Origin of the sequence: Chroococcidiopsis sp. CCALA 051, from assembly GCF_003015105.1 — a bacterium.
Lineage (GTDB): Bacteria > Cyanobacteriota > Cyanobacteriia > Cyanobacteriales > Chroococcidiopsidaceae > Chroococcidiopsis > Chroococcidiopsis thermalis.
The window spans coordinates 1-13,546 of sequence record NZ_PYCI01000168.1 but is presented as its reverse complement, the minus strand read 5'-3'; the positions used below and the strand labels follow the sequence as shown (position 1 = coordinate 13,546).

Annotated in this window: 25 protein-coding genes; all 25 read left to right on the top strand. The window is 47.0% G+C overall.

Going from position 1 to position 13,546, the window contains the following annotated elements; genetic code table 11:
• Nucleotides 1-30 precede the first annotated feature (30 nt).
• Nucleotides 31-777, top strand: a complete 747-nt coding sequence (rpsC, locus tag C7Y66_RS27215) for a 30S ribosomal protein S3 (RefSeq protein ID WP_015152296.1) — start codon at nt 31-33, stop codon at nt 775-777.
• 62 nt (nt 778-839) lie between these two features.
• Nucleotides 840-1,259: a 50S ribosomal protein L16 gene (gene rplP / locus C7Y66_RS27210; protein WP_015152295.1), complete on the top strand. Its 420-nt coding sequence runs from the start codon at nt 840-842 to the stop codon at nt 1,257-1,259.
• A gap of 3 nt (nt 1,260-1,262) precedes the next feature.
• A complete protein-coding gene (rpmC, locus tag C7Y66_RS27205) occupies nt 1,263-1,496 on the top strand; it encodes a 50S ribosomal protein L29 (RefSeq protein WP_015152294.1) in 234 nt (77 codons plus the stop codon).
• Nucleotides 1,497-1,502: 6 nt separating this feature from the next.
• Nucleotides 1,503-1,790: a 30S ribosomal protein S17 gene (gene rpsQ / locus C7Y66_RS27200; RefSeq protein ID WP_015152293.1), complete on the top strand. Its 288-nt coding sequence runs from the start codon at nt 1,503-1,505 to the stop codon at nt 1,788-1,790.
• Nucleotides 1,787-2,155 carry a 50S ribosomal protein L14 gene (gene rplN, locus C7Y66_RS27195; RefSeq protein WP_106547972.1) on the top strand — a complete coding sequence of 123 codons (369 nt, stop codon included), beginning with the start codon at nt 1,787-1,789 and terminating at the stop codon, nt 2,153-2,155. The genes rpsQ and rplN overlap by 4 nt, the downstream gene beginning before the upstream one ends.
• On the top strand, nt 2,155-2,517 hold the full coding sequence (gene rplX / locus C7Y66_RS27190; protein ID WP_015152291.1) for a 50S ribosomal protein L24: 363 nt from the start codon (nt 2,155-2,157) through the stop codon (nt 2,515-2,517). The genes rplN and rplX overlap by 1 nt, the downstream gene beginning before the upstream one ends.
• Before the next feature lie 136 nt (nt 2,518-2,653).
• Nucleotides 2,654-3,202, top strand: a complete 549-nt coding sequence (gene rplE, locus C7Y66_RS27185; protein WP_015152290.1) for a 50S ribosomal protein L5 — start codon at nt 2,654-2,656, stop codon at nt 3,200-3,202.
• Between the two features lie 18 nt (nt 3,203-3,220).
• Nucleotides 3,221-3,625: a 30S ribosomal protein S8 gene (gene rpsH, locus C7Y66_RS27180; protein WP_015152289.1), complete on the top strand. Its 405-nt coding sequence runs from the start codon at nt 3,221-3,223 to the stop codon at nt 3,623-3,625.
• An 84-nt stretch (nt 3,626-3,709) separates the two neighbouring features.
• Complete coding sequence (gene rplF / locus C7Y66_RS27175) at nt 3,710-4,249, top strand: 50S ribosomal protein L6 (RefSeq protein WP_106547971.1); 540 nt, start codon at nt 3,710-3,712, stop codon at nt 4,247-4,249.
• 2 nt (nt 4,250-4,251) lie between these two features.
• On the top strand, nt 4,252-4,611 hold the full coding sequence (rplR, locus tag C7Y66_RS27170; RefSeq protein WP_015152287.1) for a 50S ribosomal protein L18: 360 nt from the start codon (nt 4,252-4,254) through the stop codon (nt 4,609-4,611).
• 88 nt (nt 4,612-4,699) lie between these two features.
• A complete protein-coding gene (gene rpsE, locus C7Y66_RS27165) occupies nt 4,700-5,227 on the top strand; it encodes a 30S ribosomal protein S5 (RefSeq protein WP_015152286.1) in 528 nt (175 codons plus the stop codon).
• A gap of 68 nt (nt 5,228-5,295) precedes the next feature.
• Nucleotides 5,296-5,742 carry a 50S ribosomal protein L15 gene (gene rplO / locus C7Y66_RS27160; RefSeq protein ID WP_015152285.1) on the top strand — a complete coding sequence of 149 codons (447 nt, stop codon included), beginning with the start codon at nt 5,296-5,298 and terminating at the stop codon, nt 5,740-5,742.
• Between the two features lie 62 nt (nt 5,743-5,804).
• Entirely contained in the window at nt 5,805-7,112 is a 1,308-nt protein-coding gene (secY, locus tag C7Y66_RS27155; protein WP_015152284.1) for a preprotein translocase subunit SecY, read from the top strand.
• A complete protein-coding gene (locus C7Y66_RS27150; RefSeq protein ID WP_015152283.1) occupies nt 7,112-7,678 on the top strand; it encodes an adenylate kinase in 567 nt (188 codons plus the stop codon). The genes secY and C7Y66_RS27150 overlap by 1 nt, the downstream gene beginning before the upstream one ends.
• Nucleotides 7,679-7,923: 245 nt before the next feature.
• A complete protein-coding gene (gene infA / locus C7Y66_RS27145; protein WP_006196724.1) occupies nt 7,924-8,148 on the top strand; it encodes a translation initiation factor IF-1 in 225 nt (74 codons plus the stop codon).
• Between the two features lie 111 nt (nt 8,149-8,259).
• A complete protein-coding gene (rpmJ, locus tag C7Y66_RS27140) occupies nt 8,260-8,373 on the top strand; it encodes a 50S ribosomal protein L36 (protein ID WP_015152282.1) in 114 nt (37 codons plus the stop codon).
• Nucleotides 8,374-8,473: 100 nt separating this feature from the next.
• Nucleotides 8,474-8,854: a 30S ribosomal protein S13 gene (gene rpsM / locus C7Y66_RS27135; RefSeq protein ID WP_015152281.1), complete on the top strand. Its 381-nt coding sequence runs from the start codon at nt 8,474-8,476 to the stop codon at nt 8,852-8,854.
• Nucleotides 8,855-8,920: 66 nt separating this feature from the next.
• Nucleotides 8,921-9,313 (top strand): 30S ribosomal protein S11, encoded by a 393-nt coding sequence (rpsK, locus tag C7Y66_RS27130; protein WP_015152280.1) that lies wholly within the window; start codon nt 8,921-8,923, stop codon nt 9,311-9,313.
• A gap of 212 nt (nt 9,314-9,525) precedes the next feature.
• Nucleotides 9,526-10,473: a DNA-directed RNA polymerase subunit alpha gene (locus C7Y66_RS27125; RefSeq protein WP_039714880.1), complete on the top strand. Its 948-nt coding sequence runs from the start codon at nt 9,526-9,528 to the stop codon at nt 10,471-10,473.
• Nucleotides 10,474-10,539: 66 nt separating this feature from the next.
• Complete coding sequence (gene rplQ / locus C7Y66_RS27120) at nt 10,540-10,890, top strand: 50S ribosomal protein L17 (protein ID WP_015152278.1); 351 nt, start codon at nt 10,540-10,542, stop codon at nt 10,888-10,890.
• 20 nt (nt 10,891-10,910) lie between these two features.
• Entirely contained in the window at nt 10,911-11,828 is a 918-nt protein-coding gene (truA, locus tag C7Y66_RS27115) for a tRNA pseudouridine(38-40) synthase TruA (protein ID WP_015152277.1), read from the top strand.
• A gap of 72 nt (nt 11,829-11,900) precedes the next feature.
• Entirely contained in the window at nt 11,901-12,353 is a 453-nt protein-coding gene (gene rplM / locus C7Y66_RS27110; protein ID WP_015152276.1) for a 50S ribosomal protein L13, read from the top strand.
• Complete coding sequence (gene rpsI, locus C7Y66_RS27105; RefSeq protein ID WP_015152275.1) at nt 12,353-12,775, top strand: 30S ribosomal protein S9; 423 nt, start codon at nt 12,353-12,355, stop codon at nt 12,773-12,775. Before rplM ends, rpsI begins: the two co-directional genes overlap by 1 nt.
• A 96-nt stretch (nt 12,776-12,871) precedes the next feature.
• Nucleotides 12,872-13,123 (top strand): 50S ribosomal protein L31, encoded by a 252-nt coding sequence (rpmE, locus tag C7Y66_RS27100; RefSeq protein ID WP_015152274.1) that lies wholly within the window; start codon nt 12,872-12,874, stop codon nt 13,121-13,123.
• A 109-nt stretch (nt 13,124-13,232) separates the two neighbouring features.
• The coding region (locus C7Y66_RS27095) for a PCRF domain-containing protein (RefSeq protein WP_146149894.1) at nt 13,233-13,546 on the top strand (314 nt) is incomplete at its 3' end.

The window sequence follows — 13,546 nt, the reverse complement described above, 5'->3', positions numbered from 1 at the left end:
CCCTTACCCCTTACCCCTTACCCCTCAACTATGGGACAAAAAATTCATCCAGTCGGTTTTCGCCTCGGCGTTACCAAAGAACACCACTCTCGTTGGTTTGCCGAGCCACAGCGATATCCTGAAATTCTCCAAGAAGACTATAAACTACGGCAATACATCGAGCAGAAGCTAGGTCGTTATGCTGCCAATAATGCCGGAATTGCTGAAGTTAGGATCGAGCGTAAAGCAGATCAAATCGAGCTAGAGTTACGCACTGCTCGCCCTGGTGTAGTCGTCGGTCGTGGTGGAGCTGGCATTGAAGCCTTGCGTAACGGACTTCAAGAACTTCTGGGCAGCCAACGCCAAATTCGGATTAACGTTGTCGAAGTCGCCCAAGTTGATGCCGATGCCTTTCTAATTGCCGAGTACATTGCGCAACAGTTAGAGCGTCGCGTCTCCTTCCGCCGCGTAGTACGCCAAGCGATTCAACGCGCTCAAAGAGCTGGTATTCAAGGGATTAGAGTTCAAGTTGGCGGTCGGCTTAACGGCGCAGAGATTGCCCGTACCGAATGGACGCGCGAAGGTAGAGTGCCATTACACACCTTACGGGCAGATATAGACTACGCCTACTGTACCGCAAAAACCATTTACGGCATTTTAGGAATCAAGGTTTGGGCGTTTAAGGGAGAAATTATCCCTGGACAAGAACCACAGCCTACCCCTGGAACCAATCAACCCCGCCGCCGTCAACAGCAGCGCCGACGGCAGCAGTTTGAAGACCGTTCTAACGAAGGTTAACTGTCATTCGTCATCAAATGACAAATGACAAATGACAAATGACAAATGACGAATGACAAACCATGCTAAGCCCTAGAAGAACAAAATTCCGCAAACAACAACGCGGACGAATGAAAGGACTTGCCACCAGAGGTAGCAACATCAACTTTGGTGAATTTGCCCTACAAGCTCAAGAACCAGCTTGGATTACCTCGCGGCAAATTGAGGCAAGCCGTCGTGCCATGACTCGCTATATCCGTCGTGGTGGGAAGATTTGGATTCGGATTTTCCCCGATAAACCAGTTACCATGCGTCCGGCTGAAACCCGTATGGGTTCGGGTAAAGGTTCGCCTGAGTTTTGGGTAGCTGTAGTTAAGCCAGGACGAATTTTGTTTGAAATCGCTGGCGTACCAGAAGCAACTGCTCGCGAAGCAATGCGGTTGGCTTCTCACAAACTACCAATTCAAACAAAGTTTATTATGCGCGAGGAGGAGCAAGTATAAGTCATGCCCCTACCTAAGATTTCAGAAGCTAGAGAATTAACTGACGAACAGTTAGCAACAGAAATTATTGCTATTAAAAAGCAATTGTTTAGCCTGCGCTTGCAAAAAGCAACCCGCCAGTTAGAAAAGCCACACCAAATCAAGCACGCCAAACATCGGTTAGGGCAATTGCTGACGGTGGAACGCGAGCGCCAACTGGCAAACACGAATGAAGCTGAACCCGCAACAGAAGAGTAAGTAACGATGGCAGTCAAAGAAAGAATTGGCTTAGTCGTGAGCGACAAAATGCAAAAGACTGTGGTAGTTGCGGTAGAAAACCGCTCTCCTCACCCCAAGTACGCCAAAATTGTCGTGCGTACTCGGCGCTACAAAGCTCACGACGAAGAGAATAAATGTAAAGAGGGCGATCGCGTCCGCATTCGCGAAACTAGACCTCTCAGCCGTACGAAACGCTGGGAAGTGATAGAGATTCTCGATAGTCCCACCACCGCGATCGCTGCTGTAACTACCACAACGGGAGAACAACAGTGATTCAACCCCAAACCTATCTCAACGTCGCGGACAATAGTGGGGCGCGAAAATTAATGTGTATCCGCGTCCTTGGCGCTGGTAATCGTCGTTACGGGAACGTCGGCGACGTAATTATCGCCGTCGTTAAAGATGCCATTCCCAATATGGGAATCAAAAAATCCGATGTCGTGCGAGCGGTGATCGTTCGTACCCGCAAAGGTTTGCGACGTGATAGCGGCATGAGCATTCGTTTTGATGACAATGCTGCCGTGATTATCAACCAAGATGGCAACCCCAGAGGAACGCGGGTATTTGGACCTGTAGCTAGAGAGCTGCGGGATAAAAACTATACCAAAATCGTTTCTTTAGCGCCGGAGGTGCTGTAATGGCAAAGAGAAAAGGAGCCAAAGAAAATAAACCAGTTCGCCACAAAATGCACGTCAAAACTGGCGATACGGTACAGGTAATTTCTGGAGCAGATAAAGGTAAAGTCGGCGAAATTGTGCGATCGCTTCCAGAAAAAAGCCAAGTGATTATCAAAGGCGTAAATGTCAAAACTAAGCATGTCAAGCCCAAAGAAGAAGGGGAATCGGGTCGGATTGTTACCTTAGAATTTCCCATCCACAGTTCCAACGTCATGCACTATTCCACCAAGCAAAACGTCGCTAGCCGAATTTGCTATACCTTCAACCAAGAAGGCAAAAAAGTGCGAATGTTGAAAAAAACAGGCGAAATCATTGACAAATAATTAGTCATAGGTCATTAGTCACTAGTCATTAGTGATGAGTGATTGACGAATGACAAATGACATAGGGCGAAGCCCTTCCCGAAGGGTATGACAAATATAACTCCCTGACCAAGACCAGGGTAAACAAGGAAAGACTATGGCATCGTCAAAACTCAAAAGCATATACCAAGAGAAAATTGTGCCGCAATTGGTGGAGCAATTTCAATACAAAAACGTCCATCAAGTCCCCAAGCTAGTGAAAATCACCATAAACCGAGGTTTAGGTGAAGCAGCACAAAACGCTAAAGCAATGGAATCGTCTTTGACTGAGCTAGCAACGATCGCAGGTCAAAAACCCGTAGTCACGCGAGCAAAAAAAGCGATCGCGGGCTTTAAAATTCGTCAGGGGATGCCAGTAGGCATTATGGTAACTCTGCGGGGCGATCGCATGTACGCTTTCCTCGATCGCTTTGTCAATCTTGCCTTACCTCGGATTCGTGACTTTCGCGGCATCAGCCCCAAAAGCTTCGACGGACGCGGTAACTACACCCTTGGTGTAAGAGAACAGCTAATTTTTCCTGAAGTCGAATACGACAGTATCGACCAAATTCGCGGCATGGATATTTCCATCATTACCACTGCCAATACTGACGAGGAAGGTCGTGCCTTACTCAAAGCATTTGGTATGCCCTTCCGAGATCAATAAATTCTACAAGAGGAAACGATGGCGGCTAACGACACAATTGCTGATATGCTGACGCGCATCCGCAATGCTAATATGGCGCGGCATCAGACAACAAAAATCCCTTCTACCAAAATGACTCGCAACCTTGCCAGAGTCTTACAAGAAGAAGGTTTTATCGCCCAGTTTGAAGAAGAAGCGCAAGAAGGGGTAAAACGCAATCTGGTAGTTACCCTCAAGTACAAGGGTAAAAATCGCCAGCCGATCGTCACTGCGCTCAAAAGAGTCAGCAGACCAGGACTGCGAGTTTACTCCAACCGAAAAGAATTACCGCGAGTATTAGGTGGTATTGGCATTGCTATCATCTCCACCTCGCACGGCATCATGACCGATCGCGAAGCCCGCCGTCAAGGTCTAGGTGGCGAAGTTCTCTGCTATATCTGGTAAATTCGTCACTTGTCATTTGTTATTTGTCATTTCTATTCACCAATGACCAACGACCAATGACTAATGACAAACAAGGAGTTCATCATGTCTCGAATCGGCAAACGTCCCATTACCATCCCCAGCAAGGTTACCGTCACCATTAACGGCTCCCACGTTGCCGTCAAAGGTCCTAAAGGGGAACTCGCTCGCATCCTTCCCAGTGCCGTTACGGTGGAACAGGAAGGAGACACAATTTTAGTCAAACGGCAAGATGATTCTCGCCTCTCGCGCCAACTCCACGGTTTATCCCGCACCCTAGTGGCAAATATGGTGGATGGAGTTTCGCAAGGATTCCAAAAGCGGTTAGAAATTCAGGGAGTCGGCTACCGAGCGCAAGTTCAAGGACGCAACTTAGTCCTCAGTCTTGGCTACAGCCATCCCGTACAAATCGAGCCACCCGAAGGCATCCAACTTGCAGTAGAAAACAACACGAATGTCATTGTCAGCGGCTTTGACAAAGAATTAGTTGGCAACGTCGCCGCTCAAATTCGCGACAAGCGCCCGCCCGAACCCTACAAAGGTAAAGGCGTTCGCTACGCCGGAGAAGCCGTCAGACGTAAAGCTGGTAAGGCAGGTAAGAAGTAATTATGAAGCTCAGTCGTCAAGAATCCAGGGAAAAACGGCATCGTCGGATCAGAAAAGTTGTCGTAGGCAGTACGGAACGCCCGCGCCTAGCAGTGTTTCGCTCTCACCAGCATATCTACGCTCAAGTCATAGACGATTCCCAACATCATACTTTGGTAGCTGCTTCTACTTTAGACCCAGATTTAAAATCCCTCGAATCTAAAGGAACGTGCGAAGCATCAGTGGAAGTCGGTAAATTAATTGCCCAACGCGCTAAAGCTAAAGGCATATCACAAGTTGTCTTTGACCGAGGCGGAAACCTCTACCACGGTCGAGTCAAAGCACTAGCTGACGCAGCACGGGAAGCAGGATTAGATTTTTAATTTGTTAATGGTTAATAGTTAATAGTTGATGGCAATTAACAATGAACGATTAACAATTAGCAATTAACAATTTTTAGAGGCACTCAATATGGCAACAGGTCGTCGCAAAGCTAATCGAACTAAAGAAAAAGAAACAACTTTTCAAGAGCGGGTGATTCAAATCCGGCGAGTGAGTAAGGTCGTCAAGGGAGGAAAAAAACTCAGCTTCCGTGCCATTGTCGCTGTCGGTAACGAGCGCGGTCAAGTTGGGATCGGAGTAGGTAAAGCTGGAGATGTGATCGGCGCTGTGAAAAAAGGTGTAGCAGATGGCAAAAAACATCTCATTGATGTCCCATTGACCAAATCTAACTCGATTCCCCATCCAACTAATGGCACTGGTGGCGGCGCAAAAGTCTTAATGCGTCCAGCCGCACCTGGAACGGGTGTAATTGCGGGGGGTGCAGTCAGAACCGTACTGGAATTAGCAGGAGTGCGGAATATTCTAGCCAAACAGCTAGGTTCCAACAACCCCCTGAATAATGCTAGAGCTGCCGTTAATGCCCTTGCTACACTCCGCACTTTTGCTGAAGTCGCAGAAGAACGCGGCATTCCAGTAGAAAAGCTCTATATCGTCTAATCGTCATGCGTCAAACAAATGACCAATGACTAATAACCAATGACCAATGACAAACTAACAAAAAAGTTATGAGACTAACTGACGTTAGACCCCAAAAAGGCTCAAAAAAACGCGCTCGTCGTCTCGGTCGAGGAGTTTCTGCCGGACAGGGCGCGAGTGCTGGCAAAGGGATGCGCGGACAAAAAGCCCGTTCTGGTGGTGGCACTAGACCAGGATTTGAAGGCGGACAGCAGCCCTTGTATCGCCGTCTACCTAAGTTGAAAGGCTTTCCAATTATTAATCGTAAAGAATACATTACGATTAATGTAAGCAAGCTGTCTTCACTTCCTGCTGATACGGAAGTAAACTTGTCCTCGTTAAAAGAGGCGGGAATAATTAAAGCTGCTAAAGGTTCGCTGAAAATTTTGGGAGATGGGGAATTAAACGTTGCTCTCAAGGTACAAGCGGCAGCTTTTACAGCATCAGCTAAAAGCAAGATAGAAGCAGCTGGCGGGAGTTGTGAAGTCGTTAAGTAGCCAAAGTTTTTCACTGAAGTTATTTAACGCAAATGCCTATGGCAGTAGAAAGGTAGCCGTTTATGATTAGTCGAGATAAAGCCCCAACAGCTCAAGAAACTTTCATGCAGATGGCACAAGCAGCCGGACTGAGAGGACGGTTGCTCGTGACTATTGGCATGTTAATTTTGGCTCGCTTGGGTGTATTTTTACCCGTACCAGGAATCAATCGCGAACAGTTCGCTCAAAGCGTACAAAATAATAGTGCTGTCATCGGTTTTTTAGACATCTTTTCCGGCGGCGGACTTTCAACTTTGGGAGTTTTCGCCTTAGGAATATTGCCTTACATTAATGCCTCAATCATAATTCAATTACTGACGGCTGCGATTCCAGCTTTAGAGAATTTACAGAAAAATGAGGGTGAGGCAGGTAGACGACAAATTTCTCAAGTCACCCGCTACGTCGCTTTAGGTTGGGCAATTCTACAAAGTACGTTTATTGCAGCAATTTGGATCAGACCGTTTGCCCTTAACCCAGGACCAGTATTTGTGATTGAAACCGCGATCGCACTCACAGCTGGTTCGATGTTTGTCATGTGGGCATCGGAACTGATTACGGAGCGCGGTGTCGGTAACGGTGCATCACTGTTGATTTTTGTCAACATTGTTGCCTCTCTACCTAAATCTTTGGGCGATACTATTACTCTGGCACAAACTGGAGGCAGGGAAACCATCGGACGAGTCATCGTTCTGTTGCTGGTATTTTTAGTCATGATTGTCGGAATTGTCTTCGTCCAAGAAGGCACTCGCCGCATTCCGATTATTTCAGCTCGTCGTCAAGTGGGACGCAAGCTTTATCTAGAGCGGAGTAGCTATCTCCCCTTGCGATTGAATCAAGGCGGTGTAATGCCAATTATTTTTGCTTCTGCCGTGCTGATTCTGCCAGCTTCACTCGCTAGGTTTACCCAAAACGAATACGTGATTAACATCTCCAATGCAATCAGTCCTGGCGGTTCTACGCCTTGGCTCTACGCCCTAGTGTACTTCGTAATGATTGTTTTCTTCAGTTATTTCTACTCCACGTTGATCGTGAATCCGGTTGACTTGGCACAGAACTTGAAGAAGATGGGTTCTAGTATTCCAGGAATTAGACCAGGTAAAGCAACCAGCGAATACGTCGAGCGGGTATTAAATCGATTGACATTTTTGGGAGCTGTTTTTCTTGGCGCAGTGGCGATTATTCCTACAGCAGTAGAAAGTGCTACTAGAGTTCCGACTTTCCAAGGATTAGGAGCGACTTCGCTATTGATTCTGGTTGGTGTGGCAATTGACACGGCAAAACAGATTCAAACTTATGTGATCTCCCAGCGTTATGAAGGAATGGTGAAGTAGTGCCGCGATTGATTTTTTTGGGACCGCCAGGAGCAGGTAAAGGCACGCAAGCAAAACACCTTGCCAATTCCTGGCAGATCCCTCATATCTCGACTGGTGATATTTTGCGCCAAGCTATGCGCGATCGCACGCCTTTAGGAATTCAAGCTCAAGGCTATGCCGACCGAGGCGAACTCGTCCCCGACCAGCTAGTAAACGATCTCGTTGCCGAACGCCTTCAGCAATCAGACGCGCAAGCGGGATGGATTCTAGATGGGTTTCCTCGCAAGCTCAGCCAAGCAGTATTTTTAGACGAACTGCTGCAAAAGCTTAACCAAGGTTCTACGCGAGTGGTGAATCTAGAAGTACCAGAAGCGATCGTTGTAGATCGGTTGCTGAAACGGGCAGAAAAAGAAGGACGAGCTGACGACACTGAAGAAGTGATTCGCCGTCGCTTGGAAGTCTATCACCAAGAAACTTCGCCCTTAATTGATTTCTACCGCAATCGCCAACAACTCGTTTCAGTAGATGGCGATCGCTCGATGGAAGAAGTGATGGCTCACCTGCAAACAGCAGTTCATAGCTAACTATTGGGGATGTTGTGGGATGTGGGTAATTGGTAGTTGGTAAGAAGTTGGTGCGCGGTGCGCTCTTGTGTTGAAGCGAGCGGTGCAGCGCCTTCTGCGCCTGAAGCCCCTCTGCTTCTTCAGTTCTCTTCTTCCCGACTCCCGACTCCCGATTTTCGATAAGATATATTAACGGTGGAAAAATATGTCCAAAAGTGCTAGAGCTAATTCCACAGAAAAATCAGTAGAGTTGAGGAATCAACAAGTTGTCTAAACAAGATTTAATTGAAATGGAAGGCACGGTGACAGAATCGCTGCCTAATGCTATGTTTCGCGTCGATCTGGACAACGGCTTTAACGTACTCGCCCACATCTCCGGCAAAATTCGCCGTAACTATATCAAGATTCTACCTGGCGATCGCGTGAAAGTCGAACTCACGCCATACGATTTGTCTAAAGGTAGAATTACCTATAGACTGCGCAAAAAATAATTGAAGTTAATTTTTAGCAACATCCAAGTCTGAAAACTCAGTAGGAGTGCTAAATTCTTGCGGAAAATCCAATCCTAGTATTATAATATAGAGTTTGTAAATGTAAAAGTCATGAAAGTTAGAGCTTCTGTAAAAAGAATTTGTGAAAAGTGTAACGTTATCCGCCGTAAAGGTAGGGTAATGGTTATTTGTTCTAACCCGAAACACAAGCAACGTCAAGGCTAACTATAAAATGATTGGCGGCGATCGTCGCCATGTGGTGTCTCAGTTAACACCATGAAAGAGTGAATATTGTTGCAGCAAAGCAAGACTAGGGAGAAACAGCGTGGCACGGATATCTGGTGTAGACCTTCCGCGAGATAAGCGGATTGAGATCGGTCTGACCTATATTTATGGGATCGGCTTAACGAGATCGAAAGAAATTTTGGCGACTACAGGTGTCAACCCAGATACCCGCGTCAAAGATCTCGGCGATGCCGATGTAGCAGCTCTGAGAAACGAGATAGAAGCAAACTATCAAGTTGAAGGAGATTTAAGGCGTTTGGAGACGATGAACATCAAGCGCCTGATCGATATTGGTACGTATCGGGGTCGTCGTCATCGGATGGGCTTACCCGTTAGAGGACAACGCACTCGTACTAATGCTCGTACCCGTCGAGGCAGACGACAAACGGTAGCAGGGAAGAAAAAGGCTCCAGGGAAATAAATAACTTCCTAGCAATATAGAGCATTTTTGAATTGAGTAGAGCAAAATTAAACCGATCGTAACCCTATGGCGCGACCAACTAAGAAAAGCGGTACGAAAAAGCAAAAACGCAACGTACCAAATGGCATGGCATACATCCAATCCACATTCAACAACAGCATAGTCACCATTACAGATCAAAATGGCGATGCGATTTCGTGGGCATCGGCTGGTTCTAGCGGCTTTAAGGGAGCGAAGAAAGGCACTCCTTTTGCCGCGCAGACTGCTGCTGAAAGTGCTGCACGACGCGCAGTTGACCAAGGTATGCGTCAGATCGAAGTCATGGTCAGCGGACCTGGAGCAGGCAGAGAAACAGCAATTAGAGCGCTGCAAGGGGCGGGATTAGAAATTACTCTAATTCGCGACATCACGCCTATTCCACATAATGGCTGTCGTCCGCCCAAACGCCGCCGAGTGTAAACTCAAATGTCCAAAAAGATGTGGAAATTTCTGCAACCTGCGCGTTCGTCCAGTGGGCGATCGCGTTATCTTGTCCCAAAAGTCAGCTAGAAACTGAAACGGCGGAACGGATAAATCAAGTCAGAAATTCAGGTAAAAAAATTCAGGCATGTAATTCAGGCAAGCGGTTGCTATGCCAATTTATAGGAGCTAACAATAGGGGAGGTTACTCCGTGGCGCAATTTCAAATCGAATGTGTTGAGTCTATTACGCAGGAGAATCGGAGTCAATATAGTAAGTTCGTCTTGGAACCTCTCGATCGCGGTCAAGGAACGACAGTAGGTAACGCCTTAAGGCGAATTTTACTCTCTAATCTAGAAGGTACAGCAGTCACAGCCGTCCGAATTGCAGGAGTAAGCCATGAATTTGCTACAATTCCTGGCGTGCGCGAGGACGTAATGGAAATTCTGATGCAGATGAAAGAAATCGTCCTCAGAAGCCACTCCTCGCAAGCCGTAACTGGTCGATTGCTCGTCCACGGGGCTACTACAGTTACTGCGGCTCATTTCGATCTACCAGCAGAAGTAGAAATTATCGACCCCAATCAGTACGTAGCTACCCTAGCAGACGGGGCGAAATTAGAAATGGAATTTCGGGTCGAACGGGGAAAGGGCTATCGCACGGTCGAACGAGGGCGCGACGAAGCTACGTCCATCGATTACCTGCAAATTGACTCGATCTTTATGCCAGTTCGTAAGGTCAACTACAGCGTTGAAGATGCGCGGGTAGACGGCTCGCTGCAAAAAGATCGGTTGATCATGGAAATTTGGACAAATGGTAGCCTAACACCGCAAGAAGCCCTTTCTTCTGCTGCAAATATTCTCGTTGACCTGTTCACACCCTTAAAAGACATCTCGCTGGCGGCGATGAAAGACGAAATTCCCGCCGACGAAGACCCGACTAGTCAGATTCCAATTGAAGAACTGCAACTTTCTGTTAGGGCTTACAACTGTCTCAAACGAGCGCAGGTGAATTCGGTAGCTGACTTACTAGACTACACCCAAGAAGATCTACTAGAAATTAAGAACTTCGGTCAGAAGTCCGCAGAGGAAGTGATCGAAGCGTTGCAGAAGCGTCTAGGCATTACCTTGCCGCACGAAAAATCTTCTAAACCTACCTGAAATACTCTTTGAAAGAAGGATGTAGCAATCCATCCTTCACCCCCGACCTTACATCCTTTTACGATCATGCGTCACCGCAATAGCATTAAAAAACTTAGTAAACCAGCAGACCAACGCCGCGCCCTACTAAGAGCGCTGACCACCGAACTACTCAGACACGGACGAATTACCACGACTAAAGTAAGAGCAAAGGTCGTACAGTCTGAAGCAGAAAAAATGATTACCCTAGCTAAAGACGGCTCTTTAGCAGCTCGTCGTCAAGCTATGGGATATATCTACGATAAGCAACTCGTACACGCTCTCTTCGAGCAAGTCCCCGATCGCTATGGTAGCCGCGCTGGTGGTTACACTCGCGTTTTACAAACGATACGCCGTCGGGGCGACAACGCAGAAATGGCAATTATCGAACTCGTTTAAAATACTGTGGCGCTTTGGAAATGGCTGTTCGGCAACCTGAATTGACAAGTAGAGTCGCCCTGGTAATTCAATACCTGGGTACTCGTTTTCATGGATGGCAGCGACAGCCGCAGCAGCGTACGGTTCAGGAAGAAATAGAAACTGCGATCGCCAAGGTTTTGGGTTATCCAATTGTCATTCATGGAGCAGGCAGAACGGATGCTGGGGTTCATGCTGCTGCCCAAGTCGCTCACTTTGATGTAGTTGATTGTCCGATTCCAGCTCATCGCTGGGCAGCAATTCTCAACAGTCGTCTGCCAGAAGATATCTTAATTCGCGCTTCGGCTGAGGTGAGCTTGGATTGGCACGCCCGCTTTTCTGCTAAGTGGCGGCGCTATCGCTACACTCTCTACACCGACCCCCGACCGAATTTGTTTGCCAAAGCTTTTAGCTGGCACTATTATCACGTACCTCTAGATGAATCATTAATTCAAGCAGCATTAAAACCTCTACTCGGCAACCACCATTTAGCAGCTTTTCATCGGGCGGGTTCTAGTCGCGCTCATTCTTGGGTAGAAGTACAAGCAGCGGAATGCCATCGTCAAGGTTCGTTCGTGCAAATTGAATTGCAGGCAAATGGCTTTTTGTACGGCATGGTGCGGTTATTACTGGGATTGCTGGTTCAAGTGGGTAGCGGACAGCGATCGCTAGCCAATTTTACCGAGATTTGGCAGCAGCAACGCCGCGCCGAAGTCAAGTACGCCGCCCCTGCTGCTGGCTTGTGTCTGCTGCGAGTTGGCTATACTGAATTTCCTTTTCCTGCTGAAGTTTGGTATGATACGCAACCCCAGTTTTTCTTACCAGATGTAACCGCTGCCCCAACAGAACAGACAGAGCCGATTTCTACTCCATCCTGTATAGCATCTGCTCTACTTTCTCAGGCTGCCGCACAAACATGAACCCAAATTATTTCAAGTAAATTATTTTAGGGTAAATATTCCAGTAGATTATTTCAGGATAGTAAAACCACCATGACCAAAACCTACATCCCCCCTCAAGATACGATTAATCAGCAGTGGTATCTGGTCGATGCTGCTGACCAGCGTTTAGGCAGGCTCGCCACTGAAATTGCTAATATTTTGCGAGGCAAAAATAAGCCAGAATTTACTCCACATATGGACACTGGTGATTTTGTCATCGTTGTTAACGCTGAGAAGATCAAAGTTACAGGGAAAAAACGCAGTCAAAAAGTTTACCGCCGTCATTCTGGAAGACCTGGCGGAATGAAAACCGAAACCTTTGCTCAACTTCAAGCAAGGATACCAGAGCGCATTGTAGAACAAGCTGTTAAAGGTATGCTGCCAAAAAATAGCTTGGGCAGACAACTCTTTACTAAGCTCAAAGTCTATGCTGGTGCAGAACATCCCCATCAAGCACAGAAACCAGAAGCAATTAAAATTCAAACCATCCCAGGAGACAAGTAATGCAAGCAACACAAACCCCTGCCACTAACGGGCGAGTCATGTACTGGGGTACAGGACGACGCAAAGCGTCTGTAGCTAGAGTTCGTCTAGTTCCAGGTAACGGTCAACTCGTCGTCAATGGTAAAGCTGGCGACTTATATTTTCAATTCAATGCCAGCTACCTTGCAGCCGCTAAAGCACCTCTAGAGACGCTAGGTCTAGAGAACGAATACGACATTCTCGTAAACGCTCACGGCGGCGGCTTAACCGGACAAGCCGATTCAATTCGTTTAGGAGTTGCCCGCGCCCTTTGTCAATTGGAGCCAGAAAATCGCTTGCATCTGAAGAAAGAGGGTTATTTAACTCGCGATCCCAGAGCTAAAGAACGGAAGAAATACGGCTTACATAAAGCACGGAAAGCTCCTCAATTCTCGAAGCGATAAATTGGTAATGGGTAATGGGTAATTAGTAGTTGCCTATTACTTACTAGCTATTACCAGCCAAAAGCTACAATAAGATTAGAAAAATAGGAAAAAAAGATGGCAAAACCAGATATTCATCCGCAGTGGTATCCCGAAGCTAAGGTTTACTGCAACGGGGAACTAGTAATGACTGTTGGTTCGACCAAGCCAGAACTCCACGTTGATGTCTGGTCTGGCAATCACCCGTTCTATACTGGAACTCAAAAGATTATCGATACTGAAGGGCGCGTAGAACGCTTCTTGAGAAAATACGGCATGATGGATTCCTCCCAAGCAGGCAATACAGAAGGAAAGCCCAAGAAGAAGTAGCGCGGTCAGTTCAATTTTGGATTTTAGATTTTGGATTTAAGTTAGAAAAATCTGAAGTCTAAAATTTTCGTATATGACCCAATCTACTATTTGCTGAGCGATCGCAATTATGGCGGAACCTTACCTGCTAAATAAGCTCAAATCAGTCGAGCAAACCTACAATGAATTGACTCGTCGCCTTGCCGACCCAGATATTGCTACCGATCCGGTAGAGATGCATCGGGTCGCGAAGGCTCGTTCTTCTTTTGAAGAAGTCGTCAATACTTATGAAACTTGGAAAACCGCTCAGGAAGAGCTTAAAGGAGCGCGTCAAGTTTTAAAAGAAGCAGCTAGCGATCCAGAGTTGCAGGAAATGGCAGCTTTGGAGGTGCAGGAATTAGAAGCGCAGTTGGAACAGCTAGAAACTGTCTCTTATACACATCT